Source organism: Bermanella marisrubri (genome assembly GCF_012295615.1).
Lineage (GTDB): Bacteria > Pseudomonadota > Gammaproteobacteria > Pseudomonadales > Oceanobacteraceae > Bermanella > Bermanella marisrubri.
Map to the genome: position 1 here is coordinate 2445034 of NZ_CP051183.1, position 25527 is coordinate 2470560.

General features: G+C 43.8%; 23 protein-coding genes. 7 read left to right on the plus strand and 16 right to left on the minus strand.

Annotated elements, in window-relative coordinates:
• The 3 genes from HF888_RS11370 (at nucleotide 1) to HF888_RS11380 (ending at nucleotide 3727) form a co-directional block, all read left to right on the plus strand.
• Entirely contained in the window at nucleotides 1-2763 is a 2763-nt protein-coding gene (locus HF888_RS11370; RefSeq protein WP_007017442.1) for an insulinase family protein, read from the plus strand.
• Between the two features lie 127 nt (nucleotides 2764-2890).
• Nucleotides 2891-3199: a rhodanese-like domain-containing protein gene (locus HF888_RS11375; RefSeq protein ID WP_007017443.1), complete on the plus strand. Its 309-nt coding sequence runs from the start codon at nucleotides 2891-2893 to the stop codon at nucleotides 3197-3199.
• A 51-nt stretch (nucleotides 3200-3250) separates the two neighbouring features.
• On the plus strand, nucleotides 3251-3727 hold the full coding sequence (locus HF888_RS11380) for a protein disulfide oxidoreductase (RefSeq protein WP_165837022.1): 477 nt from the start codon (nucleotides 3251-3253) through the stop codon (nucleotides 3725-3727).
• Nucleotides 3728-3817: 90 nt separating this feature from the next.
• Here HF888_RS11380 and HF888_RS11385 read toward each other — a convergent pair whose 3' ends face one another.
• From HF888_RS11385 to HF888_RS11395, 3 genes are all read right to left on the minus strand, one after another.
• A complete protein-coding gene (locus tag HF888_RS11385) occupies nucleotides 3818-4171 on the minus strand; it encodes a DUF1428 domain-containing protein (RefSeq protein WP_007017445.1) in 354 nt (117 codons plus the stop codon).
• A 140-nt stretch (nucleotides 4172-4311) separates the two neighbouring features.
• Nucleotides 4312-5001, minus strand: a complete 690-nt coding sequence (locus HF888_RS11390) for a hypothetical protein (protein WP_133308436.1) — start codon at nucleotides 4999-5001, stop codon at nucleotides 4312-4314.
• A gap of 43 nt (nucleotides 5002-5044) precedes the next feature.
• Nucleotides 5045-5635, minus strand: coding sequence for a hypothetical protein (locus HF888_RS11395; protein ID WP_007017447.1), 591 nt, complete (start codon nucleotides 5633-5635; stop codon nucleotides 5045-5047).
• 541 nt (nucleotides 5636-6176) lie between these two features.
• On the opposite strand from HF888_RS11395, the gene HF888_RS11400 reads away from it, so the two are divergent.
• Nucleotides 6177-7943: an alkaline phosphatase D family protein gene (locus HF888_RS11400; RefSeq protein WP_007017448.1), complete on the plus strand. Its 1767-nt coding sequence runs from the start codon at nucleotides 6177-6179 to the stop codon at nucleotides 7941-7943.
• Between the two features lie 104 nt (nucleotides 7944-8047).
• Here HF888_RS11400 and HF888_RS11405 read toward each other — a convergent pair whose 3' ends face one another.
• From HF888_RS11405 to HF888_RS11415, 3 genes are all read right to left on the minus strand, one after another.
• Entirely contained in the window at nucleotides 8048-8617 is a 570-nt protein-coding gene (locus HF888_RS11405) for an NnrU family protein (RefSeq protein ID WP_083771893.1), read from the minus strand.
• 133 nt (nucleotides 8618-8750) lie between these two features.
• Complete coding sequence (locus HF888_RS11410; RefSeq protein WP_007017450.1) at nucleotides 8751-9047, minus strand: DUF6482 family protein; 297 nt, start codon at nucleotides 9045-9047, stop codon at nucleotides 8751-8753.
• Nucleotides 9048-9124: 77 nt separating this feature from the next.
• Entirely contained in the window at nucleotides 9125-9982 is an 858-nt protein-coding gene (locus tag HF888_RS11415) for a beta-keto acid cleavage family enzyme (protein WP_007017451.1), read from the minus strand.
• 172 nt (nucleotides 9983-10154) lie between these two features.
• Between HF888_RS11415 and HF888_RS11420 the strand changes: the two genes are divergently transcribed.
• Nucleotides 10155-12167 carry an acetoacetate--CoA ligase gene (locus HF888_RS11420; protein WP_007017452.1) on the plus strand — a complete coding sequence of 671 codons (2013 nt, stop codon included), beginning with the start codon at nucleotides 10155-10157 and terminating at the stop codon, nucleotides 12165-12167.
• Between the two features lie 29 nt (nucleotides 12168-12196).
• Here the strand turns inward: HF888_RS11420 and HF888_RS11425 are convergent, their stop codons facing one another.
• Nucleotides 12197-12550: a hypothetical protein gene (locus HF888_RS11425; RefSeq protein ID WP_165837023.1), complete on the minus strand. Its 354-nt coding sequence runs from the start codon at nucleotides 12548-12550 to the stop codon at nucleotides 12197-12199.
• The gene (locus tag HF888_RS11430; protein ID WP_007017453.1) at nucleotides 12501-13349 is read right to left on the minus strand and encodes a hypothetical protein; all 849 of its coding nucleotides are present in this window, start codon (nucleotides 13347-13349) and stop codon (nucleotides 12501-12503) included. The genes HF888_RS11425 and HF888_RS11430 overlap by 50 nt, the downstream gene beginning before the upstream one ends.
• A gap of 225 nt (nucleotides 13350-13574) precedes the next feature.
• Between HF888_RS11430 and HF888_RS11435 the strand changes: the two genes are divergently transcribed.
• Nucleotides 13575-14147 carry a GIY-YIG nuclease family protein gene (locus HF888_RS11435; protein WP_040297565.1) on the plus strand — a complete coding sequence of 191 codons (573 nt, stop codon included), beginning with the start codon at nucleotides 13575-13577 and terminating at the stop codon, nucleotides 14145-14147.
• 120 nt (nucleotides 14148-14267) lie between these two features.
• Here the strand turns inward: HF888_RS11435 and ahpF are convergent, their stop codons facing one another.
• From ahpF to HF888_RS11455, 4 genes are all read right to left on the minus strand, one after another.
• On the minus strand, nucleotides 14268-15878 hold the full coding sequence (ahpF, locus tag HF888_RS11440; protein ID WP_007017455.1) for an alkyl hydroperoxide reductase subunit F: 1611 nt from the start codon (nucleotides 15876-15878) through the stop codon (nucleotides 14268-14270).
• A 319-nt stretch (nucleotides 15879-16197) separates the two neighbouring features.
• Entirely contained in the window at nucleotides 16198-16764 is a 567-nt protein-coding gene (ahpC, locus tag HF888_RS11445) for an alkyl hydroperoxide reductase subunit C (RefSeq protein ID WP_007017456.1), read from the minus strand.
• A 279-nt stretch (nucleotides 16765-17043) separates the two neighbouring features.
• A complete protein-coding gene (locus HF888_RS11450; RefSeq protein ID WP_007017457.1) occupies nucleotides 17044-18243 on the minus strand; it encodes a DesA family fatty acid desaturase in 1200 nt (399 codons plus the stop codon).
• Between the two features lie 103 nt (nucleotides 18244-18346).
• Complete coding sequence (locus HF888_RS11455) at nucleotides 18347-19135, minus strand: MipA/OmpV family protein (protein ID WP_007017458.1); 789 nt, start codon at nucleotides 19133-19135, stop codon at nucleotides 18347-18349.
• A gap of 107 nt (nucleotides 19136-19242) precedes the next feature.
• Between HF888_RS11455 and HF888_RS11460 the strand changes: the two genes are divergently transcribed.
• Entirely contained in the window at nucleotides 19243-19635 is a 393-nt protein-coding gene (locus tag HF888_RS11460) for a CBS domain-containing protein (RefSeq protein WP_279383248.1), read from the plus strand.
• Nucleotides 19636-19763: 128 nt separating this feature from the next.
• On the opposite strand, the gene HF888_RS11465 is transcribed toward HF888_RS11460, so the two are convergent.
• The 4 genes from HF888_RS11465 to HF888_RS11480 form a co-directional block, all read right to left on the minus strand.
• Entirely contained in the window at nucleotides 19764-21977 is a 2214-nt protein-coding gene (locus HF888_RS11465; RefSeq protein ID WP_007017460.1) for a YgiQ family radical SAM protein, read from the minus strand.
• A gap of 73 nt (nucleotides 21978-22050) precedes the next feature.
• Nucleotides 22051-23199, minus strand: a complete 1149-nt coding sequence (locus HF888_RS11470; RefSeq protein ID WP_040297566.1) for a hypothetical protein — start codon at nucleotides 23197-23199, stop codon at nucleotides 22051-22053.
• A gap of 174 nt (nucleotides 23200-23373) precedes the next feature.
• Entirely contained in the window at nucleotides 23374-23907 is a 534-nt protein-coding gene (locus tag HF888_RS11475; protein WP_007017462.1) for a hypothetical protein, read from the minus strand.
• Between the two features lie 174 nt (nucleotides 23908-24081).
• On the minus strand, nucleotides 24082-25464 hold the full coding sequence (locus tag HF888_RS11480; RefSeq protein ID WP_007017463.1) for a DUF6160 family protein: 1383 nt from the start codon (nucleotides 25462-25464) through the stop codon (nucleotides 24082-24084).
• Nucleotides 25465-25527: the final 63 nt, after the last annotated feature.

Genomic DNA, 25527 nt, shown 5'->3' on the forward strand with positions numbered 1-25527 from the left:
ATGTTGACCCGCAACCGTACGTTTTTCTTAGCGATCGTGCTTGCCATCGGATTCAGTTTTTTCCGTGGCGCATTTGATACGCAACCGGTTTCCAGCCCAATGGACGAAAAACAATATCGCTATACAACACTAGAAAATGGTTTACCCGTTTTACTTATTAGCGATGCAAATGCAGACCATGGTGCAGCCAGCTTAGACGTCAACGTGGGAAGTTTACAGAACCCGAAAGATAGACAAGGGCTAGCTCACTTCTTAGAACACATGCTATTTCTTGGTACAAAGAAATACCCAGATGCAGGCGAGTACCAAGCTTTCCTTAGTCAACATGGCGGTACTCACAATGCGTTCACTGCTAGTGAACACACCAACTACTTCTTCCAAATCAACGCAGGTCATTTAGAAGGCGCTCTCGATCGCTTTAGTCGCTTTTTCTACGAGCCGTTATTCACCGAGGAATATGTACAACGTGAAAAAGAGGCCGTACACAGCGAATACAAGGCTAAGATTTTAGACGATGGTCGCCGTGTTTATAGCGTTTACAAACAAATCACCAATCCAGAACACCCAGCCAGTGCATTTGCAGTGGGATCATTGGAAACACTAAGTGACAAAGGCCATGACAATAAAATCCGTGATCAATTACTTGATTTTTATGAACGCTATTACAGCGCGAACTTAATGACACTTGTTGTGTATGGGCCTCAGCCATTAAATACGCTCGATGAATGGAGCAAAAAGTTCTTTTCGCCTATAGAAAACAACAAAGCAAGTGTTCCTGATTACCCGCAAACAATATTCGAAGAGACAGCGCTAGACCTACGTATTCAGGCACACAAAACACTGTATGAGTTGAACTTTAGTTTCGAACTAGGTGATGGTTTTAATCAATATCAAAGCAAACCAACATCCTACATTGGCCATCTCTTAGGACATGAAGGTGAAGGCAGCTTGCTTGCTATGCTTAAGGCCAAAGGACTAGCAGATGGCCTCAGCGCTGGCTTGCAAGCACGAATTAAAAACAACAGCGTTTTCCAAGTCAGCATTAGCCTCACACCAAAAGGTTTAACCGAACTTGATTTCATTACTGAGCAGTTATTTGCTTATATTCGCCTTGTTGAGAATGAAGGCATTCAAAAATGGATCTTTGAAGAAAACCAGCAACTTGGTGATATTCATTTCACGTTCGCAGAGGGCCGTTCCCCATCTAGCCTTGTGCAAACTTTAAGTATGAACATGCATGAGTACCCGGTCGAAGACATACTACAGGGGCCATATGTTTGGCGCGCTTTTAACGCCGAGCTTATCAAAAAAGCATTAAGCAAAATGATACCTAGTAATACTATCCGAACGCTGATCACACCAGAAATTACTGGCGAGCGAAAAGATCCCTGGTATCAAACACCGTATAGTGTTGCCGAAATAGCTAAATCTGATTTAGACAAATGGCAAACAAGCGAGCCAGTTGAGAGTCTTGCAATTCCAGAGCCTAATCCATTCATTCCTGAGGATTTGGGTTTAATCGAAGCGGCAAATAAAACCAAACCCAGCGCCATCATCGAGCAAGAAAAAATAGATGCTTGGCACCTAGCAGATACACAATTTAACAACCCACAAAGCGCACTTTATATTGCTTTACGCTCAAACTTACCTAAGCAAAGCGCCAAAAACCAAGTACTGGTTGAAGCTTGGGTCGAACTGCTCAACCGCCACTTAAATAGCTTTAGCTATCCTGCACTCTTAGCCGGACAGGAATACCAACTATACACTCACATGCGCGGATTAAGTATTCGTCTATATGGCTACCGCGACAAACAAGACAAAGTATTAAGCAAGGTTCTCGAAGCCCTACAAACCTATCAGCCAGAAGAAACGCAGTGGAAGGACGTACAAGAAAGACTGATTCGCGATTATCAAAATACGCTTAAAGCAAAGCCTTATAAACGCGCCATCGCGCAGCTCAATACTAGCTTACTAATACCCAGCTATGATGAACGCGCATTAGCAAAAGCAATTGAACAAGCAAGCTATGAGGATCTGCTGAACTTAACAGAACAATACTTGCAACAAATGCAAGTAAGCGTTTTGGGTTACGGCAATATCACGCAAAGCCAATTACAGGACAGTGTTGAGCTAGTGCAAGATGCCCTGTTGGACAATGCAGAATCGTTGCAAGTTGCCCACAAAAGCATACGACAGCTCAATGGCGGCACGGAGAAAGAAATCATAGATGCTCAACATACTGACACTGCCATGAATCTCTACATTCAAGCAGAAAGCGACTCACTGAAAGAGCGCGCAAAAATCGGTTTGGTTGGACAAATACTAAAAGCGCCTTACTACACATACATGCGCACCCAGAAAAAATACGGCTACATCGTTTTTGCCACGCCATATCCTTTGCTACAGCAAGGCGGTCTGTTATTCCTAGTGCAAAGTCCAGGGGCTTCATCTAGCTTGCTATATCAGGAGACGCTAGGCTTCTTAGAGCGCCAGCAAGCCGAAATAGCCAACATGACTGAAGAAGACTTTGAATCTCACAAGCAAGGGCTAATTAACAACCTGCTGAAGAAACCGACCAACCTAAAGGACAAAGCGTCTGAGCTATGGTCTGATTTGGACGAGGGTAATTTAGAATTCAACACCAAACAGGCGTTAGCGGACTACATTGAAGACTTAGATAAGTCGGACATCGAGGAATACTATAATAGTCATATGATCGGTGAAGCCCAGCGCTCATTGCTGCTCACCTATGATCCAAAGTAGCCCTCATCACACCAATTAGAAGTTATAATAAAAAAGCGCTCAATTGGGCGCTTTTTTATTAATAACAGCTTGTATTTCTAAACTCCCTGATTATTATATTAGAATAACCTAATATTGGAGTCATATCATGAAGATCCTATTAATCATCGCGACCCTTCTATTCTCTTCAGCACTATTCGCCGATACGTTTTTATTGGATGTGCGTACTCCGCAAGAGTTTGAACAGGGCCATGCCTACAGCGCTGTATTAATTCCTCATGATCAGATCGAAAGCCAACAAGCCAAGCTACCTAAAGACAAAGACCAAGAAATTAAAGTCTACTGCCGCAGCGGCAACCGAGCGGGCAAAGCAGTAAAAACCCTAAATGCCCTGGGCTATAACAATGTAGAAAATATTGGTGGGCTCGAAGACGCCAAAGAATGGGTCAAACGCTAATACATGCTCGCATGGCTTAAAAAACAAAATTGGCGATCCCACGGATTCACTTTGCTAGCGTTTATTGTCGTCGCTGGTAGCATATCTTTTTATCAACAACGAGATATGCCGTCACAGTCTATACTCCCATTGCAGAGTCATGCCATTAATGGACAACATATCGACCTACAAAATAGAGTAAAAGATAAAACCGTTTTACTCTATTTTTGGGGCGAATGGTGCGGAATTTGTGATATCACCTCACCTGCCATACAAAAAATTCATGAACGCTTCGATCCCGAAAAATATGAAGTCATCACTATCGCCTTAAAGTCAGGCACAGCCGAACGTGTTCTGGGTTATTTACAAACCGAAGGCTACACTTTCACCACTATTAATGATCCAAATGGTGTGATTAGTCAGCAATGGGGTGTGCATGTCACACCGAGCATGGCTTATATCAAACCCGGTGGAGAAATATCAACGTTAAGCTCGGGGCTCAGTACCTATTGGGGAATGGCGTTGAAGCTTTGGTGGGCAAGTTTGTGAATAGCTCGGACATTGATTGAAGGGATCCAACCAGTGTCCGTATTGACTCGTAGAGGTTATGCAGGTGGACAAGCAAAAAACCTAAAACCCCTAGACTTTTAATACCGTATTAAAACCACCATAAATTAGTCGCTTACCATCAAAGGGCATTGGGTTATTATCTGGTGACATTCTTGGATCTTCCATCATTGCCCCCCACCCCGCATCTCGAATTTCCTTTGACGGCCAAACTACCCACGAAAAGACAACCACTTCGTTTTCTTGGGCTTTTACCGCTAAGGGAAGTGACGTCACTTCACCCTCAGGAACATCATCGCCCCAATTCTCGACGACTTCTAACGCACCATATTCTTTGAAAAGCTCAGAAGCAATTTTAGCGTGCTCAATATACTTTTCCTTATTTTCACTTGGTACGGCTGCTACAAAACAATCTACGTATGACATGCTCATTCCCTCGATTAGTGGTTTTTATGTACTGCGAAATTTTATGCTAAGCCAGCTCTTCTAACCAAATCTAGATCTACTTTAAATGCATGGCAAATTAATTTTTCCTAGCAGCTAACTAGCGAACTTGATTGTTTCTTTTAAGAAGCTTTTTCAAGCACTGCTTTCATACAATTGTAATACTCTTCTTGAATCTTGTGCTCGTAATCATCTTCGTCACTAAGACGAATTGGCTCTTTTAGATATTGAAGGTTCTTCATGTAACCATAGTAAAATTTTTTAAGTTCCATGGATTTCACCTTGTAATTACCGGCATCATTACATTCATTCAACATCGTTTGTCTAATCGGCTTACCTATATTGGGTATTGTTAGCTCATGAATTACTTTAACACCGAAATCTCGATCACGATCAAGGCACGCTTTGTAGCCCATCACTCCGCACAGCTCTTTAGAAACCTCTATTGAAAAATAAGACATAGCAATACAGGCATTAAATAAGCCACCTCCAGCGAGGCATTCTAATTTAATAAAATCACATTCATCCCCTAATTTCTCACATGCTATCTGTGCATATTTTTGATTGCGTAAATCTGCAGGATCTTGAGGGATTCTTTGGCGGTTCATTACTTCTATAGCGAAATCTACTAGACATTTTTCTAGATTTCGTGATTTTTCACTTCGACACTTGTTCTTTGCTATTTCACAGAATCCACCAAGGTAATTACAAGCATTAATCAACTGCTCTTGAGAATAGCGAGCCTCTTCCGCTTTCACACTGAAAGTGACTATCAAGAATAGAAGTGTAAAAAGAATTTTGTAAATTTTCATACTACTTTTACCGCTTGGCATTGTTTACATGACTTTGTCATTTTTATTTGCTTCTTACTTTGGGTGTAAAGAAATCTTCAACTTCTTTTATAGCCTCGTAAAGCTTTTTACTAAAATCATCATCATCAGATACAAAGTATACAATTTTGTCATTTTTCTTTCGTCTATCCGGGCTATTGTCGACTTCTACACCAGGTCCTGCATACGCCCCTTTCATCCAAAAATGAAGCCAAATGGCACCTTTTAACTCACCAATACATTTTCTGACATTATCAAAACAATCGTGACCATCGCTCGACCATATTACTTTGCACTCTAATCTAATGGCTTGCAATTCAGCCCATTTCGAAAAGAGTAGTTTCATCCTTTTATCATAAATCCTTTGTTCCTCTTCCAATTTCCTACCAGCCTCAACTTCCTCTGTACTTAGATATAGTAATGGGTCTCTAACTGACTGGATCGCCTGTTGAACTTCATAGGCCCCCATGACCGCCTTTTTTGCTAGTTCATATTCATTAGTCCCACGCAGCTGCCTTCTCCATGTCGTTAAGCCTACAACACCAATAACAATAGCTGAGATTGTTCCAATAATTGAAATTACATCTTTGGTTATTACCCAATCTATTTCAGTCATAGCCAGACAGTTTTCCTATTAGTGATTCACAAAAATAATATGTTACAAATTACGATACGCATATTTAATACCATAAAGATTTGGCACAATCGTGGCTAACTATTCTAGAGGAATAGCTTTTACAGAAAATTCCATTTCTAGCCTATCGACAATAATATCCATGCTCGTTTACTCCAGTACAACGATATACGTTATACACAGCGCTTAAGTTGATACGACCTTGAGTGTGCATGGATTTTTTGCGGATCGCCAGTATATACCTATTTTCTGTGCGCCTTATTTCTATCTGTCGCCAACTAGCCAGTACGACCGGTGTTACTGAGTGATTGATTGACTGACAGACGTCACTTACCAATGTTACTCCAAGTGTCACATTTGGCCACTCCTCACATTTTAAGCCAAAGCTTTATCAAGCTGCGCCAAATTGGCTTCATATCATCGTTGTCACATTTTTTTCTCATTGTTGAAATATTAAGCGGTTTCAATGGCGCTGCCATAAACGCTTAAACCATTCTCACACATAATTAAAAAGGCACTCACAATGAGCATGAAAATGGACCGTCGTAAGTTCTTAGGGGTAACCGCTGCAACTCTCGCAACCCCATACGTGATTACCAGTCAGAAAGCCCAAGCGGGCAGTTTTGACTTTGATCCCGGTACAGCTGGCACTGCGCTACCAGACAACAGCGCGATTGATGAAGCTAGCGCACGTATGATATTTGATATGTCTGTAACTTCGGGGGACCCTACTGCTTCAGGCGTCATGCTATGGACGCATATTAACCCACAATATTTTGATGCTTCTGAAGATTTAATTTTCCAAGTATGTAAAGACCCTCAAGCTCAAGTAATTATTCTTCAAGGCACCGTTGGTGCGGAAAACATCGGCGCACATAATGACTTTACAGTAAAAATCGATTTAGACGGTCAACTTGATGCAAACCAACGCTACTACTATCGCTTTTATTATAAGGGTATTAGTTCTCGCATTGGTCGCTGCAAGACCTTGCCATTGGAAGATAGCTATTTAGAAAAATTAAAAATTGCAGTGCTAACGTGTCAGGACTACACCAATGGTTATTATGGTGCGTTAAATTATGTTGCGCAGGATGATGCCGTTGATTTTGTTGTGCACTTAGGTGACTTCATTTATGAAACCGCTGGTGATCCACGCTTCCAGAGTTTACCGTTTGCAGATCGTGAAATTATTTTACCAAGCGGTGGCATCGTTGCTTTTGATACCAACGATTATCGCCATTTATACAAAACATATCGTAGCGATTTGAATTTGCAACTTGCAATGGAAGTACATACTTGGATCATTACAACAGACGATCATGAAACAGCAAATGACGCTTATTGGGATTATGAGCGCGATACCCTAGGTGCGCCCGATCACCCACTTACTACTGAATTAGGTAATGACGCGCAGGCACTGAAGCAATTAAAATTAGATAGTCAAAAAGCCTGGGTAGAATACACACCGACCCGAGTTGCTATTAATGAAAACGCAACGCACCCTCACGACTACACTCGCATTTACCGTAACTTTAAGTTTGGTGATTTGTTCGAACTCTTTATGCTAGATACTCGTACTTATCGTTCACCGCATCCATGTGGCGAAAATGATATTTTCTCACGCTACATTCCCATTGGCTGTAATGGCATGAATGACGAAGGCCAAACCATGATGGGTGAAACCCAGTTTAATTGGTTAAAGCAAGGTTTAAAAGATAGCTCTACTAAGTGGACGGTCATTGGCAACCAAACGTATTTAGGTCGCTTGACCGCATCTTTACTAGGCCAACCACTGGCTTACATTAATGTTGACGCTTGGGATGGCTATATCAAAGAACGTGATCGCTTAATGGAAGCGGTGAAAGAAGCTAACCTGGATAACTTTGTTGTCTTAACCGGTGACCTGCACACCTATATCAGCTCTTACATCAAATACGACTATGGTCATTTAACCAACTTCTGGTGGCCAAACATTGCTGGTGTAGAATTTATGACGCCTTCTATTAGCTCCGCAAACTTATTTGAGATGATTGGCAAGCAAGCTCAGAAAACAGAACACGGGGAAGAAATTCTACGTATATTGAGTGAAGGTGCTATTCGCTTGAATAACCCGCATATTAAATATTTTAACTCTTCTCAAAACGGTTATAGCACGGTGGAATTTAATCGCGACTATTGTGAGTGGACGGCCTATAGCGTGGATAAAAATGTAAACCGTGAGAATCCTGACCGCCGTATTGTGAAGCAGCAGCGCAAAGAAACTGGCTGGGCTTGGTTGGAAGATCAGTAACACTATTCCATATAGACTGTTTGTAAAAGGTTATCCTCTGGCATTCGCTAAGCGAATGGTCCAGAGGATCAACTAAATGGGACAACGGCACTTGAGTCGTGAGGTTAGCCACCCATGATGGACACACCTGCAATCCACTGATGCGAGAACGCAACTGCGATATAAGCAACGCCACCGGCGACCACGACAATTATGTCATTCTTAAACGGCACTTTCTTGGTTTGCTTTTTAGCGCCACGTACATTGCCAATGAACATAGCAAACAAACTGTAGGCTAAAAAACTACCAAATAATAAGATCGATGCATGATCACCGTTCAACCATAAATGCATACCCGACCAAATAGCGATCCCCCAAAGCATTGGGTGACGGGTATAGCGCTTAATATTGGTTTTCATATGAGCCGCAGGCAATAAAATGAAAGCCACCAGCATGGCCAACATCATCAAATGGCGAGCCCAATGAGGCGCATACCATTTATGTAAAATTTGTGTCGGACGTTCTTGATACCCCAATACAATCAGTACTAAACCTGCCAAAGAAAGCAATGCGAATACAGGTCGATACCCTTTCACTCCAACTATGTTCGTTAAGGCAGATTTCATGCCCGGAATACTGGGGATCAAATGCGTACCAAAGAATAATATTAAACCTGCTACAAGTAACTCCATCATCTACCTCTATTATTTTTGTTTATGGTAAGGCTTGAGTCTAACAAAAAAGACCCGCATAGGAAGGGATCTATGCGGGTTAAGGGAAGTGATACTATGAAAGGATCAAACTATTGGCGTGTTGCAAGCAACACATTTAATGCAAACCCAAGGGAATCTCCATAGCTGGGCTCATTTCGCCATTGGATACGCAGGCTTCGTCATAAGGAAGCTGCTGATAAAGCACGCTTCGCTTACATTTCAAATCTTTAATAAGGTCTTTCGCCGACTCTAGATTTTTGCTTTTCAAAACGTCGCCATTGTCGTCATATATAGCAAAGTGAACACCTTGGTCTTCAGCAAAAACTTGATAAGCCGTACCACAAATACTCACTAACATGAGCTTATCTACGGGGTAATCCAAGGCTTGGATTTCATGGAGGGTCATTTTCATGGTTGCTACCTCACGCAGTCTTTGAATTATCTACGGAGGTGCAACCTGAATAGATTACATAAAATAAAAATTTATATTTATAAAAATATTTCGCGAGCTTCCTGAGGTGTAGCCACTTGGCGACCGGCGTCTTTCGCAACTTTTGCCATGGCCTCTATGAGCTGGCCATTGCTTGTGGCCTTTTCACCACCGGGCAAATAGAAGGTATCTTCAAGACCGGTACGCAAATTACCACCCAGCTCAGCCACTTTTTTATGTACTTGCCAGACTTCTTCGCGCCCAATCACCGTTGCTTGCCAATGACTACCCGGTTTCAAGTATTTAAGAAGAATTGGTAATAGATCAGGATCAGCAGGCATGCCCGAGTTCACCCCCATGACGAGATTGTAATCCAGTTTTTTATCCCACATACCTACTTCTTGGTACATGCCCACACTGCGAACAATCCCCATATCGAAACATTCGAACTCTGGACGAGCGCCGGTCTCTTTGCACACCTCGAGCATTTCTTTGATTTTATCTACTGTATTTTCAAACAACATAGGTGGCCATGCCCATGTGCCATTTGAACGCGCTTTTAGATAATTCAGAGAACCCGCATTACAAGCTGCGATCTCAGGTTTGCCCTTGCGAATGCATTCAATAGGGCCTTTTTGATCGCGACCGATGGTGCCCGTTGTATAGTTGATAATGACGCCGGGGCAGGCTTCGCGAATAGCATCACTGATTTCCAAAGCCACATCCGGATCCCAACTAGGTAGATGCCCCTTGCCCTCTTGTTGTTGACGGAAATGGATGTGCATACAGGACGCACCTGCGTCATAGGCCTCTTTAGCCGACTGTGCCATTTGCTTGGCCGTCACAGGGACCGGATGCTGCTGTGGATTAGTCAAAACTCCTGTAAGAGCACAGGTAATCACTACTTTGTCGGACATAAATCCTCCAATTTGGCGTTATTTTTTCAACACCATACCTGACAAAATAAAACCAAGCAAGCGCTTGGTTTGTGTTTCGTCCTTTTGTACACTATCTGTCAATTCAGCTGCATGCTATAAAACGGCTTTCAGCTAATAGATTCACTTCGAGAATAATAATCACAAGGGCGATATGGCTAAGCAAGCAACAGCGAAGACAATGTGGGCTCCCTCTGAGCAAAGAATCCAGCAAAGCCAAATCATGGGTTTCATGGATTTCATGAACCAGGATGGGCATCAGCTTAATTCCTACCCAGAACTTTACGATTTCTCTGTGCGCTTGCCGCATCTGTTTTGGAAGTATTTATGGGATTTCGGCAGCTTCACGGCCAGCGCAGAACCCAAGCAGATTCTTAAAAATGGCGAGCAAATGCCCGGAGCCATTTGGTTTCAGGGCGCCAAACTTAACTTCGCGCAAAACCTTTTAAAATATCGCGACGATCGTCCTGCCATCATCGCTTATGACGAACGCGGCAAACAACAAGAACTCAGCTACCGTGAGCTTTATTTGCAGGTTGCTAAGTTTGCGCATTATTTGAAGCAGCAAGGTGTTAAACCAGGCGATCGCATTGCGGGATTTATGCCCAATGTACCTGAGACCATCATTGCTATGCTGGCCGCAACCAGCCTTGGCGCCACTTGGTCCAGCTGCAGCCCGGATTTTGGTTTACAAGGGGTGCTTGATCGCTTTGGCCAAATAGAACCAACCATTTTGATTACCACTGACGGGTATTTTTACGGCGGCAGGACCTTAAATAGTTTGCAAAAACTAAATGGTATTTTGCCGCACTTACCCAGCATCAAAAAACTCGTGGTGATTCCTTATACTTCTACCACGCCTAATATCAATAACGACTTAACCGCTTTTTCTAGTGTAGACCTTTGGTCTGATTGCTTGAGCAATAGATCGGAAACCATTGAGTTTGCACAGCTGCCTTTTGATCATCCACTTTATATTCTCTATAGCTCCGGTACCACAGGTGTGCCCAAGTGTATCGTTCATGGCGCGGGAGGTACGCTATTGCAGCACTACAAAGAATTGGTTTTGCATACGGATATCAGCGATGAAGATAGTGTCTTTTATTACACCACCTGCGGCTGGATGATGTGGAACTGGATGGTCAGCACGCTCACTACCGGCGCCAAACTTGTTATCTATGATGGTTCGCCATTCTATCCAGGACCAGAAGGTTTGTGGAACATGGCAGAGACGGAGAACCTAAGCGTTTTTGGCACCAGTGCTAAATACATTAGTGCGTTAGAAAAAGCTCATTATCATCCGCAAGAGCATCACGATTTATCCAACTTGAAAGCTCTGTTAAGTACCGGCTCGCCATTGGCCAATGAAGGCTTTCAGTTTGTTTATGAACATATTAAATCAGACTTGTGTTTAAGTAGCATCGCAGGTGGTACCGATATCGTATCGTGTTTTACGCTCGGATGTCCGATTCTTCCGGTTTATGAGGGTGAGCTACAATGCCTTGGTTTAGGCATGGCTGTGAATGTGTACGACGAAGCAGGAAAGCCGCTAGAGAGTAACTCCAGTGAACGTGGTGAACTGGTGTGTGAAAAGCCGTTCCCCTCTATGCCCATTGGCTTTTATGGCGACACCGATAATAAAAAATACCTTAGTAGTTATTTTGAGCGCTTTGATAATACTTGGGCACATGGCGATTTTGCCGAACTGCTTGAGCACGAGGACACCGGCAAATCTTATCGCAGCTTGATCATTCATGGCCGCAGCGATGCCGTGCTAAACCCTGGTGGAGTTCGCATCGGTACCGCTGAAATCTATCGGCAAGTAGAAAAGATTGATGACGTGGTAGAAAGTATTGCGGTGGGTCAGGAATGGCCTGCGGGGTCCGATGATGTGCGCGTCGTTTTATTTGTGGTTTTGCGAGACGGCTTAACACTGGATGACGAGCTACAAGCGCTTATTCGTAAAACTATCCGTGAAAACACCACTCCGCGCCATGTTCCCTCAGTGATTGCACAAGTGGAAGATATTCCGCGCACACTCAGTGGTAAAATTGTTGAAGTGGCCGTACGCGAGGTGATTCATGGCCGCGACGTTAAAAATACGGATGCGTTGAAAAACCCGGAAGCGTTAGAGTTGTTTAAGGATCTACCAGAATTAGCTGACTGATCATTTACTTGAATTGGATGGATTCCCGATCAAGTCGGGAATGACGAGGTTTTTGTTCGGAAATACATTGTATTTCTGTCATCCTCAACTTGATTGAGGATCCATGTATCGGTTTTGCTTACATTAGATGGATTCCCGATCAAGTCGGGAATGACATTGTTTTCGTCATCCTCAACTTGATTGAGGATCCATGCATCGGTTTTGCTTAAATTAAGTGGATTCCAGATTAAATCGGGAATGACATTGTTTTCGTCATCCTCAACTTGATTGAGGATCCATGTATCGGTTTTGCTTTCATTAGATGGATTCCAGATTAAATCGGGAATGACATTTCTAATAGCGATCCTTGTGGGGCGTATCCATAATATCCGTAGCTGCGCCAATACCATCATCTAGCCAAACTCGAATTCTCTTCGCATCCTCTCCTTCTTGCTCTTGGTACGGCTTAATGGCTCGGTTGTAAATATCTAAGGCTTGCTTAGCCGCTGCTTTAGAATTCCCCTTGAGTACTTCAAATGCCTGGCTGAACGAGGCCTCCTGTTCGAGGGTTTGTACCAGTCGATAATCCTTATGAGCAAAGGTGTAGCACACGGGTTTTAAGTAGCGACTTTCCAAATGCGCATTTAAGTTGTTCATAAAGTCTTTCAATGCCTCAGGCTTATTCGTATTAAAAGCCTGTCTCAAAAGCTGTGTACGCTGTTGTTTATCTGAATCAAATGGCGCTTCGATAGCGAAATTATGAGCTAAGCGGTAGCTTTGAATCAGTGTATCTAACCGTTTGTCCACTAGCTCGACAACATAGTGAGTACGAATGTAGCCCCGTTGAACGGACTCTCGATTGACCTCTCCAACCCCTGCATCGTTATAGGTGACGGTTTTGCGCCAGCCTGCTGGTCGCTCTACCAAGTGTGGACTAGACAATCTTACATAAAGAACAACATCGGCTTGCTTAGGAGATTGCGTCCATTTTAATGCCAACGACTCTAGCTTCTGCTTTGGCCACCACTGCTGATTGCCATTCGGGTACTCCAACATCATGGCAACAAATCGATGCTGTGGGGACAGCTCATATTCACTTGCAATGGCATAGTCGTAGCGAACCTGTCCATACTTTGGATCTAGACTGGAGCACGCCGTTACGGTGAAAACCAGCACAATAAAAAGCCATTTTCGGAATGCCACTATTCACTTCCTCTATCAGAAAACCCGCTGTAATTCTATTATTAGCATAGTTCACTTTTAAGATTTTATTGGCGATTTATGTCTAGAAAAATAAAGTAAAAATCAAGCCTATTATTTTTCTTTTTCATCATTACAATGCGCCCCTTTTTCGAGTTTACCAACTCAGCTCCAACTCAATTAATTGATCAAAAATCAATCTCTTTTAAACGTTGTATAGAGGAAAATATGCTGGTTTTTACAATCACCAATAATGTTACCGAAGAAGTGTGGGTAGGTACCTGTAAGGACAGCAGTGATGAACGCTTTCAACAATATCAAGAAGCCATGGCCCTTGGCATTAAACATCAATTCTACAAAGACTTAGATGACTTTGGTGTTCAAAACTTTACCGTTGAAGACTTTGATGTTGCCGACGATAGAGAAATGTTGCGTGATCTATTTGATGAAGCCATGGAAACCTACAATGGCAAAAGCTTAGTTGGCGTGAAAACCACTCTGGGTAAAACCAGTATCGCTACAGCCGCCCCTCTGCGCAGCACCATCAAAAAAGCGAAAGCGGAGAGCGAAAAGCGTACGCAATTAAATACCAGCAAGGTCGCGGCACCAGCCATTAAAAAAGAGAAATTACCAACTGGTCGCACCAATGCTAAAAAAGAAAAATTGATTAAAGAAAAGATTGCTCAAGAAAAAGCAGAGCGTGAGTCAAAAAAATCAAAACAAATTATGGAACAAGCTGACGAAATGGCGGCTATTTTGGCACGCCTTGATTCTCGCGGTTCGTCCTTGCGTAAGCGCTAGTCTGACGTTCAATTAAAGAAGTAAAAAAAACCATCCATGGTCCTAAGGTCAGCAGGCTCACTGTAGGGATGTCAGTGAGCCAAGGGCTTTCAGCCCCAAGGGTGCTGAATACGAGGCAAGTTAAGCTGATTCCTTCAGCTCGGTTTCAGAACTTGCTTTGCTTGGTGCAGGATTACGGATCAAGTAATCGAATGCACCTAAGCTGGCTCTTGAACCTTCACCCATAGCAATAATGATTTGCTTATAAGGCACTGTGGTCACATCACCTGCGGCGAAAATACCGGGTTTCGATGTTTCACCGCGGTCACCGATGACAATTTCGCCACGGTCGCTCAGTTCAATACCACTGGTTTTCAAGAACTCGCTGTTTGGCACCAGACCAATCTGAACGAAGATACCCGCTACTTCTACATGCTTGATTTCACCGCTTTCACGGTCTTTATAGTTAAGACCGGTAACTCGCGTACCATCGCCTTCCACCTCAGTGGTTTGAGCCATCTTAATGATCTCAACGTTAGGCAAGCTATTGGCTTTATCAATCAAAACTTGGTCTGCACGCAAGGTATCGGCGAATTCCAACACAGTAACATGCTCAACGATACCCGCTAAATCGATAGCCGCTTCAATACCAGAGTTACCACCACCGATTACAGCTGTTTTCTTGCCTTTAAATAATGGACCATCACAGTGTGGGCAGTAAGCGACGCCTTTGTTGCGGTACTCTTGCTCACCTGGCACATTCATCTCTCTCCAGCGTGCGCCCGTGGTCACTATGGTACTGCGTGCTTTCAAACGCGCACCGTTTTCCAAAATCACATGGATATATCCATCTTCTGTTTCATCAGCAGGTACCACCGCATCCACTTTTTGTTCGGCCATGATATCCACGTCGTAATCTTTAACGTGCTCTTCTAGACCGTGTACCAATTTTGGGCCTTCGGTTGCTTTCACAGAAATGAAGTTTTCAATGGCCATGGTGTCCATCACTTGGCCGCCAAAACGTTCGGCGACTAGACCAGTGCGAATACCTTTACGTGCTGCGTAAATGGCCGCGGACGCGCCAGCAGGACCGCCACCAATGACAAGTACGTCATACGGGGCTTTCTCGCTGATGGCTTTCGCTTCACGCTGTGACGCACCTGTGTCTACCTTCTTCAGAATGTCATTTAAAGACATACGGCCGGATGAAAATAACTCACCATTTAAGAAGACACTTGGCACCGCCATGATGTTTTTCGCTTCTACTTCTTCTTGGAAAGCAGAACCGTCGATCATCGTGGCTGTAATATTTGGGTTTATCACCGACATCATGTTCAATGCTTGCACGACGTCAGGACAGTTTTGACAAGACAACGAAATGAAGACTTCGAAGTCCAGTTTTTTATCAATCGCGGCTACCTGATCAATCACCTCTTGCTCAAGCTTCATTGGGTGTCCGCCGCTATGCAACAATGCCAAAACCAGAGACGTAAACTCATGTCCCATTGGCACACCAGCAAAACCTAGCTTGCTTTGTTTTTCAGGGTTAACGACTTGCATCATTGGCTTGCGGTTGGATGCGTTATCGTCTTCTTGTACCGAAACCTTGTCGCTGAGAGCCGCAATATCGTTAGCCAATGCTTTCAATTTACTTGCGGTATCACTCTCATCAAGGCTAAGAACCAGCTGTACTTCGGTTTTCAAGTTTTCTAAGTACGCTTTTAACTGCTGCTTCATTGAATCATCTAACATGGTGATACCTTATGTTTAATGCCTAAAATTTGTTCGTTCTGTTAAATAAAAAATTACTACTTCGAATCAATTTACTAATTGCTAAATAAATTAGGGGTTAATGCTTTAATTTTTGGAAGAGAGTGGACCTAGCTCCACTCTCTCGAACTAACGCTTTTTTGACGTAAAAGAGCGCCAGCGAATTTTCTTGGACACTTTAGAGCGTTTGCGTCGATGATCTGGCTAGGCAAATCTTGGCGAAAAAGCGCAGTGTATAAGTCATACATGAACATTTTGAGCCAAGATTTAACAACGCCAGATCAAGTAGGCTAGCTCTAAATTAGATCTTACCTACAAGATCTAGAGAAGGAGCCAACGTCTCATCACCTTCTTTCCACTTCGCAGGACATACTTCGCCTGGGTTGTTGCGAACGTACTGAGCTGCTTTCACTTTACGTAGTAGGTCGTCAGCATCACGGCCAATACCTTCAGCGGTGATTTCCATTGCTTGGATAACACCATCTGGATCCACTAGGAAAGTTGCACGATCTGCTAGACCTTGACCTTCACGCATTACACCGAAGTTGTTAGTGATGGTGCCAGTTTGGTCGCCTACCATGTAGTAATTGATCTTACCGATGGTTTCAGAGCTGTCGTGCCATGCTTTGTGAGTGAAGTGAGTATCAGTTGATACTGAGAACACTTCTACGCCTAGCTTTTGTAGCTCTTCATATTTGTCTGCAACGTCGCCTAGCTCGGTTGGGCATACGAAAGTGAAGTCTGCTGGGTAGAAGAAAAATACCGCCCATTTGCCTTTTACGTCCGCATCAGAAATTTCGACGAACTCGCCTTGTTTAAATGCAGTTGCGTTAAAAGGTTTGATCTCAGTGTTAACTAGAGTAGTCATCCTATCTCCTAACTAATTTAAATGAATTTAGGGTTTAAAAATCGTTTTTGAATTCTTGCCTCGAATTCATGGATTCATAATAGAGATCAGTGATAAATAATAGAAATTGATAGTGTTTATCTAGGTGATAGGTTTTAGCTATTGACTTGGGTTTCCGGCAAAAAGCCCATTTTCGTCATCCTCAACTCGATTGAGGATCCATTTATCGGTTTTGCTTGAAATTAGATGGATCCCCGATCAAGTCGGGAATGACTTGAAGATCGGGGATATATTGAGATATTAACGTGCCGCTTTGCCTGTGCTGTAGTACTTGAGGCTATCTGCGAAGTCCTGTAGCGCTTGAATACCAGACTCTTCAGCGCGCTTGCACCAGTCTTCCATGGCTTTAATCAGTTCTTCACTATTAGAAGTACGCTTTTTCCATACTTGCTGGAGCTGCTCTTTCATTTCGTAGAGTTTTTCCATCATTTCATTGTGCTCAAGCAAGGTCTGCAATTGCTGCTGATGCTTGGCTGAAAGTAATGATTGCTCACGAGTGAGTAGTTTCTTTGCGCGCTTCATAAGTGGCTGTGTGGTTTCACAGGCTGCTTGACGTTGCTCGGCAACCACGGGCTTAATTACACGCTTGCGGTATTTAGCCATGATCTGGAAGCGGTTATTAGCAGCGGCCAATACCGAGTCTTTATCGAGCATAAGCTTGCTCTTGTCCACGTGTACAACCGGTCCACGGCGCACATTCTTTACAAGACCTAGCTTTTCAAACACTCGAATATAGCCCCAACCAATATCGAATTCCCAAGGTTTAACGGACAATTTGGCCGAATTTGGATAAGTATGGTGGTTATTGTGTAACTCCTCACCACCAATCCAAATACCAATAGGGCTGATATTCGTCGCCGCATCAGAACATTCAAAATTGCGGTAGCCAAACCAGTGACCTAAGCCATTGATCACGCCTGCAGCGTGGAAAGGCATCCACAGCATTTGAATCGCCCAGACAGTGATACCGATAGCACCGAATAGCGCGATATTAATGGCCAATAACGTAAATATGCCAAGAAACTTATATTTTTGATATAGGTTATTTTCCAACCAATCATCTGGACAGCCTTTGCCATAGCGATTTGTGGTTTCTTCGTTAGAGGCTTCTTTCTTGTACAATTCGGCGCCCGTTAACAATACCGTTTTCAAGCCCTTAACTACTGGAGAGTGAGGATCATCTTCGGTTTCACATTTGGCGTGATGCTTACGGTGTACACTGACCCACTCTTTAGTGATTGTGGCAGTGGTCAGCCAAGCCCAGAATCGGAAGAAATGCGCTAACGCGGGGTGCATATCCATAGCTCTATGAGCCATTGCACGGTGTAAGTAAACGGTTACCGCCACGATAGAAATATGCGTGGTTAGTAGTGTGTAACCGAGTATTTGCCAGCCAGAGGCTTGTGACAAGCCGTTGGCGAAAAAATCTAGAAGGGTCATTCAATCTTCTCTAGCTAAGGTATGTATTACAGTGAACGAGTGTACACATTATGGCGATAAATACCCAGCTTCTCACCGACTAATTTATATTCTATTTGTAAGATCAGTCTTGAAAAAGGTAAGCAACGGCGAATCCACCCGTGAAGTTGTGTTTTGTGGAGACCAGCGGACTGTCTTCGTAGCTGGCGCCTGAAATATTCACATAGCGGAAAAAGCCCGCCACTAGCCAACCTCGCGACAAGACAGCGGTACTGTAGCCAATCTGATACCCGCCAAAGCCGTTTCGCGCTTGGTACTCTGGGCGCTCAGTGGTCTCGAACTCGCGTTTCACGCCATAAATGTACTCGTGGTATTGATCATCCCCAGAGCGCAAGCCAACGGACAACTGTGGACGCACCTCGTAGCCATTCATGAAATAGGCGCGACGCCACATAACTCGCGGATTGAAGGTGAAACCGCGATACTGGGCTTGCGTAAAGTCCGTACTGGTAGCCAGACGCACAGGTAGTTCGAGAAACAAGGCGTTGTTCTTTGTTCGGTCACCCAAGAAGTAATAATGCAATGCAGGGCCAGCTTCGATGATAAAGTCCAAATCCTCCATGCCCTGACGCGCTTGGCTATCGTCACTGTCCACCTTTACGGCACCGCCAAAGCTCAATTCAAGGCTCCAGTTGCCAGAACGCCACATATTCCCTTGAATCAGGTTTCGGTCAATGGTCAGTTTTTCACTGCGATATCTAAGGTAAGGAAACGGCACAAAGTATTCTTCTGACTCATCGCTACCGATATAGTGCGGCACGTGCACAGCGCTAAGACCGACTCCCACCTCTAATTCAGCACGAGCAATGCCCATGAAAATAAAAAATAACGATGTAACGAATAAAATTCTCATGAATTACCTTAATGGACTGGGTTGCATGCCTAAAATCAGATGTCTTCTATACTAAGCCTATACGTTTAATATTGCGAAATTGTCTCACTATGAAAATCAATAGCATAATGCAGGATAGAGTGGTCACAGTTGACCATGAGGCCTCGCTTTGGGAAGTAAAAATGGTGTTTGATAACACCCGCTTCCACCACTTGCTCGTGACCGAAAATAACATTCTGGTCGGTGTTCTAAGTGATCGAGATTACTTAAAAGCAGTTAGCCCTAACTTGGGATCGGCCACGCAAAGTAAAGCTGATACCGATAGCTTGAATACCCGAGTCAAAACCATCATGAGTACTAAGCTTCATACACTATCACCAGACAATACGGTTTTGGATGCGGTAAAACTTTTCAATCAGCGTAGTATTTCTTGTATCCCCATCGTCAATGAAGATATGACCATAGCAGGCATTATTAGTTGGCGGGATATTATGAAAACCATTGAGGCGCTTCAGGGGTAAAGTTTAATAACACCGATTCTAACGCTTAATTGGGATAGGTAATATTTCACTCGCGAGAATAGACATTATCTTTATATTTTTAACGGGTTAATCGTCAATAAGCGAATAACTTTCCCATCACACAATCGTTAAGAGCGTTTTTTCGATTTAGGTTTATTACGCGGGTTTTTCGGCAAACCATTGTGTTGAGTTTTCGCATGAAACTTTTTACCCGCCGCAAAGGTTTTTTCGGGTACGTATTTCTTACCCTGACGACGGGCATCTTTTTCGCGACCTGACTCAGGCGGCACCAAGTGTTTAGGGCCACGACCAATTAAGTGCGCCTTGCCCATTTTCTTTAGCGCTTTGCGAATTAAAGGCCAGCCATCAGGATCGTGATAACGTAACAATGCTTTGTGCAGAGCGCGCTGCTCTTTATTCTTGGCGGTAAAAACAAAGTCCGTATTTTTTTCTTTGACAGGTTTAAGAGGGTTACGTTCTGTGGCATACATGGTTGTAGCGGTCGCCATAGGACTTGGATAAAAGTTCTGGACTTGATCCACTTTAAAATTGTTTTCTTTTAACCAGAGGGCTAAGTTCATCATGTCTTTATCGGTACTGCCAGGATGCGCACTGATAAAATAAGGAATCAAATACTGTTTTTTACCTGCTTCTTTTGAGAAGCGCTCGAACATTTCTTTAAAACGATAGTAAGTCCCCATTCCTGGCTTCATCATCTTAGTAAGCGGGCCTTCCTCACTATGCTCAGGCGCAATTTTCAAATAACCGCCAACATGATGCGTCACAAGTTCTTTCACGTATTCTGGATCTTCTACCGCCAAGTCATAGCGCAAGCCAGAAGCCACTGCTACACGTTTAACTCCTTTAATATCGCGGGCTTTTCGATAGAGTTGCGTAGTCGGACTATGGTCCGTATTTAAGTTGCTGCAAATTGTGGGATAAACACAACTAGGGCGACGGCAATTTTCTTCAATCGCTTTGGACTTACAAGTAAGTTGATACATGTTCGCTGTGGGGCCACCCAAATCACTAATCGTACCAGTGAAGCCCGGAGTTAAATCTCGAATGTTTTCAATTTCTTTAAGAATGGATTCTTCCGAACGACTTTGAATAATACGCCCTTCATGCTCAGTAATACTGCAGAACGTACAACCACCAAAACAGCCGCGCATGATATTCACACTAAAACGAATCATGTCATAAGCTGGAATTTTGGCATCGCCATAAACAGGATGTGGAACACGCTTATAATTATGTTCAAAAGCCCAATCCAGTTCGTCGGTTTCTAGTGGAATTGGCGGCGGATTCATCCATACTTGGTCTCGACCGTGCGCCTGTACCAAGGCTCGTGCATTACCTGGATTGGTCTCTTTGTGAAATACTCGATCCATATGGGCGTATAGTGCAGGGTCGCCTTTGATTTCTTTTAAATTCGGTAAGCGAATGTAGGATGAGTTAGGATCGGTCTGACGCATTTGCGTATGGGGCACAATGTTAACCACTTGTGCGCCCTCTGCCTTCAACGCCTGCTCTTGTGCTTTAGCGTCTTCATCGATCACTTCATATGGATTTTTATGTTTTTTAACCGGACCCGGTTGATCTAAATGGGTACTATCAATTTCTGTCCAATCCTCAGGCATCTGCTTGCGTAAAAACCCGGTACCGCGAACATCAGTGATCTCATGGATGTTTTCGCCATCTGCTAGACGATGCGCTACTTCAATTAAGGCTCGCTCAGCATTACCGAAGAAAAGCATGTCAGCTGTGCTATCCAGTAATACACTGCCGCGAATTCGATCTTGCCAATAGTCGTAATGACTTAAGCGACGCAAGCTGGCTTCAATGCCACCAATAACGATAGGCACTTCTTTTTTATAGGCTTCGCGCAGCTTTTGCGTGTAAACCGTTACCGCTCGATCTGGGCGTTTCCCCCCCACATTACCTGGCGTATAGGCATCATCGTGGCGTACTCGCTTGTCAGCGGTATAGCGATTAATCATGCTATCCATATTGCCAGCGCTGACGCCAAAAAACAGGTTAGGCTTGCCCAAGACCTTAAAGCTTTCAATATCGGTCCAATCTGGCTGGCAGATCAGCCCTACTCGAAATCCTTGGGCCTCTAACGTGCGACCAATGACCGCCATACCGAAACTTGGATGATCCACATAGGCATCGCCACATACCACAATCACATCACAGCTATCCCAGCCCAACTCGTCCATTTCTTTACGAGACATGGGCAAAAATGGCGCAGGCTTGAGATCTTTGCGATAAGGCTCATAGCGAGTAATGTTTTGAACAAATTTGCCGGATGGGCGTGCGGCTGAGGCAGCTGACGTCATAGATTTTGGATACTACTGGTTAAGATGGCGCCAATTGTACGTTTAAGGATAGAGATTGGCAAAAGTCTAATTACTAGTGCTCATAAATCCATACAGAAGTGCCTGCGGTATCAATGCCTTGAATCTGTAAGGCACCCAAACTCCCTGTCACTGGATCACCCACATAAATACTGGCAATGGAAATATCTGCCTTAAAGTCCAAGTTTTCAATATACAGCGCTTGCACATTGCGACCGTCGTAACTCACATGGTCAACAGTTTCTATTTTCATCTCTGAAAGCTTCGCTGGACCAACGGTATCATCGATCCCATCGCCATTGGTATCTAAGCCGTCATAAATCATTATGGCCGCCAAACCAAACTCTCGGTTCACACCCTGCTCGTCACTATCGATCCATGCAAATTTGTCGATATACAACGCAAAACTCGCATCAATAGTGGTATTAGCACCAAATCCGGGTAAGTTTTCATTCAGCGATCCCAAGTCCGGCACACTGACGGAGGTGGTATTCCCCACTTCTTCTGTTAAAACCTGGGAGCGAAATTCGATCCAATTCCCCAGCTCTGTATTCTTACCATCATCTAATGTTTGCAAGCCCATAGAAAACAACTGGTTGTGCTGTGCTAATTTGTCATCACGAACAAAGTTGGATATATCCTCAATCAGCAAACCGCCGGCACTTTTTTCACGCGTTCCAAGAAAAATATCTTGGATACCAATATCAATGCCATTGCCCTGATCATCACCAATTTCTTCAATGGTAATGAACATGCCTTGTACTGGATCCACATCAATAAACAGATTCTGCACCAGGGCCAATTCATTCGGCTCAAAAAGGTTTTCATTTCGTACATTGTTGACATCAATGGGTGATTCTTTACTTCCGATTTGGATACCATTCAATTCTAAGATACCTGAATCCGCTTCATTACCAGATAGACCATCTGGGTCGACATACGTCATATCCAGACTCACTTGGATTTCTAAATTGAGTTCAATGCCCTCGGTTAAATTCAAACTGTTTGGGTCCAAGCCAAAGCCAACGGATTCACTTTGTGGATTGGCAGCATCAGTATTTCGAGTGACTGGAGACGGAGAAAACTGTCCATGCATTTGCGCGAGCTCAAGGTCTGAGATTGGAGTTAATCCCGCATAGGACGGTGAAAAAGAGAATAACGTAAGGAAACTTGGTAAAACCAAGGTGATGAACTTCCTGATCATACAACCACCTACAACTGGCTAGAAACATCAGCGCACTCATCCAAGAATGCGCTTTCTTATTTCAAGCCTAGATGGAATTTCAGAAAGTAATTCGAAAGCGAAAGAGCGATTCGCTCTTAACAAGTTTTAGATATAGCGGATGGTAATTAGGAACTAGAGTTTGACAGTTGAGTGTTAAAACTGAATGCTGTCAATGTTGACGTCAATGCCATTGCCCTGAGTATCACCGATCTGATTGATTCCCATGCGCAAGCCTTGATTACCATCAACATCAATAGTGATACCACGAATCGGAGCGGGTTGCGGGTTGTTCATGTCATCTAAGTGACCGACAGATATGCCCTTTAATGTAATGCCGCCTTGCGTACCATTAATGCCAGCACCGTCTACATCAACCCAGCGGATTTCATCAATATGCAACTGCAAATCAATATCCATGGTAATACCAGATGAACTAGGTTGTGATGTGTTACTAAGCGGCCCTAATGCTGGTGCCCCTGATAATGCTGCACTGGTTTGGTTATTCCGAGCCAAGTTATTTGAAGTGTACAAGGGGGTATTGGTTTCAGCTGTCATTTCAGGATGAGACATACGAGCAACATGGAAGGCCATTTCAGCATCTTGTAGTTCGGCCAGCTCAGCCTGTGAATTTAAACCAACACAAGCCAGTAAAACAAATAGCGAAAATAGTCGTTTACTGTTCAGCATATTTTATGTCCCTTGCGCTTTATCAATCAAAATCCGTTGTTTAACAATAATCAACGAATGCTCATTACTCAATATGTACAGTTCACTCACAAATGATCTGAGCACAAAAAAACCCAGCTAGGCTGGGTAGCCGAAGCTGGGTCTTTCTTTTACAAGTATAACTTTACGTCAGGATTAGTGACCGTAAACGTATACAGAAGTACCAGTCATGTCGATGTCTTTAACCAGTACAGAACCTAGAGACTGATCAGCTGTAGTAGCTGTAGAAGAACCTAGGTAGATATCACCCATCATGATTGTACCTTCGAAAGACATGTCAGCGATACGTAGTGCTGCAACATCGCTAGAGCCAGGAGTCGCATTGTTCCAAGACTCATGGTCCACAACGTCGATGTTTACAGTGAAGTGCATCCCCTCGATTGTATCAGAGATACCATCGCCAGTAGTGTCGATACCATGGAACATACCGAAGTCTTTAACACCGAACTCACCAGCGTCGTTTAGACCATCCGAAGAACCATCTACATTGGCTCCGTAGCCATCAACCCATGCGATTTTGTCCATCGCGCCACCGAATTCACCAGAAATATTTAGACCACCGGTACCTAGAACTGAATTACCAGTACCATTGATTACAATTTCACCGCGAACGAAACGACCTGCGCTACCGCCTGCTGCTACATCACCAGTGATTGCACCGGTGCTGTCTTGTAGAGCCATATCAAATACGCCGTTGTATTTGTTAACTAGGTCATCTTGAATGTAGTTACGGAAGTCTTCGATTACGAATCCACCCACGTTTCCGTCGCCTGCACCAACTGCGATCGCCTGACCAGCATAGTTAGCACGTGCAGTTTGTAAATCAGCTAGAAGAGTAGCAGTTTGTGCATCTACAGAGGCTGGGTTATCAGAAACAGCTTGAGCAAACGCTGCTTTTTCTGCGTCAGTAAGCTCTGTCCAATTGCCTTTAGCTGGATCACCGAAGAAAGTAGCCAAATCACCTTGAACAGTTGTATTAGAAGCAAAAGCGCCAGTAGCTGCAACAACCGGAGCTTGTGTAATACCGGCTTGCTGCATCGCTAGATTTGCATTACCTGCGTTAATCATTATTGCATCTACGGTAATGTCGATACCATTACCAGCAGTATCACCGATTTGGTTTAGACCGATTACTAGGCCGTCTTGACCGTCAGCATCAATAGTCACACCACGAATAGTCGCAGTGCCACCATCGTTGTTCATCGTTAGACCCTTCATGGTAATCGCACCTTGAGTACCATAAATGTCATAGTCACCGTTACCAGCACCTACATTGTTACCAGCTGCATCATAGCTACCAGTGCCTGCCCCACCTTGGGCTTCACGCAGTTTAACGTTACCGTCGTTGTCTACGTATTTAATTGCATCGATTGTCATCTGTAGATCAACATCAATGGTAATACCCGCTTGACCAGTCATTTGACCAAGAGCTGAATCGTCCAAAGCCGTCATTTCAGCTTGGGCGAAAGGAGCTGCCGCTACTGCAGTAGCTAGAGCAAGTTTCTTAAGGCCTTTCATAGTTGTCTCCTATTTATTGTTATTTTGAGTCTTCACATTTATCCGAAAACGGGAATGCGCGTC

Bases quoted from the DNA above. Each gene is read 5' to 3' on its own strand.
- HF888_RS11460 (WP_279383248.1), top strand. From the start codon at position 19,243: ATGCAGGATAGAGTGGTCACAGTTGACCATGAGGCCTCGCTTTGGGAA.
- HF888_RS11465 (WP_007017460.1), bottom strand. From the start codon at position 21,977: ATGACGTCAGCTGCCTCAGCCGCACGCCCATCCGGCAAATTTGTTCAA.
- HF888_RS11450 (WP_007017457.1), bottom strand. From the start codon at position 18,243: ATGACCCTTCTAGATTTTTTCGCCAACGGCTTGTCACAAGCCTCTGGC.
- HF888_RS11415 (WP_007017451.1), bottom strand. From the start codon at position 9,982: ATGTCCGACAAAGTAGTGATTACCTGTGCTCTTACAGGAGTTTTGACT.
- ahpC (WP_007017456.1), bottom strand. From the start codon at position 16,764: ATGACTACTCTAGTTAACACTGAGATCAAACCTTTTAACGCAACTGCA.
- HF888_RS11395 (WP_007017447.1), bottom strand. From the start codon at position 5,635: ATGACTGAAATAGATTGGGTAATAACCAAAGATGTAATTTCAATTATT.
- HF888_RS11420 (WP_007017452.1), top strand. From the start codon at position 10,155: ATGGCTAAGCAAGCAACAGCGAAGACAATGTGGGCTCCCTCTGAGCAA.
- HF888_RS11475 (WP_007017462.1), bottom strand. From the start codon at position 23,907: ATGCTGAACAGTAAACGACTATTTTCGCTATTTGTTTTACTGGCTTGT.
- HF888_RS11375 (WP_007017443.1), top strand. From the start codon at position 2,891: ATGAAGATCCTATTAATCATCGCGACCCTTCTATTCTCTTCAGCACTA.
- HF888_RS11455 (WP_007017458.1), bottom strand. From the start codon at position 19,135: ATGAGAATTTTATTCGTTACATCGTTATTTTTTATTTTCATGGGCATT.
- HF888_RS11370 (WP_007017442.1), top strand. From the start codon at position 1: ATGTTGACCCGCAACCGTACGTTTTTCTTAGCGATCGTGCTTGCCATC.
- HF888_RS11385 (WP_007017445.1), bottom strand. From the start codon at position 4,171: ATGTCATACGTAGATTGTTTTGTAGCAGCCGTACCAAGTGAAAATAAG.
- HF888_RS11390 (WP_133308436.1), bottom strand. From the start codon at position 5,001: ATGAAAATTTACAAAATTCTTTTTACACTTCTATTCTTGATAGTCACT.
- HF888_RS11400 (WP_007017448.1), top strand. From the start codon at position 6,177: ATGAGCATGAAAATGGACCGTCGTAAGTTCTTAGGGGTAACCGCTGCA.
- HF888_RS11405 (WP_083771893.1), bottom strand. From the start codon at position 8,617: ATGATGGAGTTACTTGTAGCAGGTTTAATATTATTCTTTGGTACGCAT.
- HF888_RS11480 (WP_007017463.1), bottom strand. From the start codon at position 25,464: ATGAAAGGCCTTAAGAAACTTGCTCTAGCTACTGCAGTAGCGGCAGCT.
- HF888_RS11410 (WP_007017450.1), bottom strand. From the start codon at position 9,047: ATGAAAATGACCCTCCATGAAATCCAAGCCTTGGATTACCCCGTAGAT.
- HF888_RS11470 (WP_040297566.1), bottom strand. From the start codon at position 23,199: ATGATCAGGAAGTTCATCACCTTGGTTTTACCAAGTTTCCTTACGTTA.
- ahpF (WP_007017455.1), bottom strand. From the start codon at position 15,878: ATGTTAGATGATTCAATGAAGCAGCAGTTAAAAGCGTACTTAGAAAAC.
- HF888_RS11435 (WP_040297565.1), top strand. From the start codon at position 13,575: ATGCTGGTTTTTACAATCACCAATAATGTTACCGAAGAAGTGTGGGTA.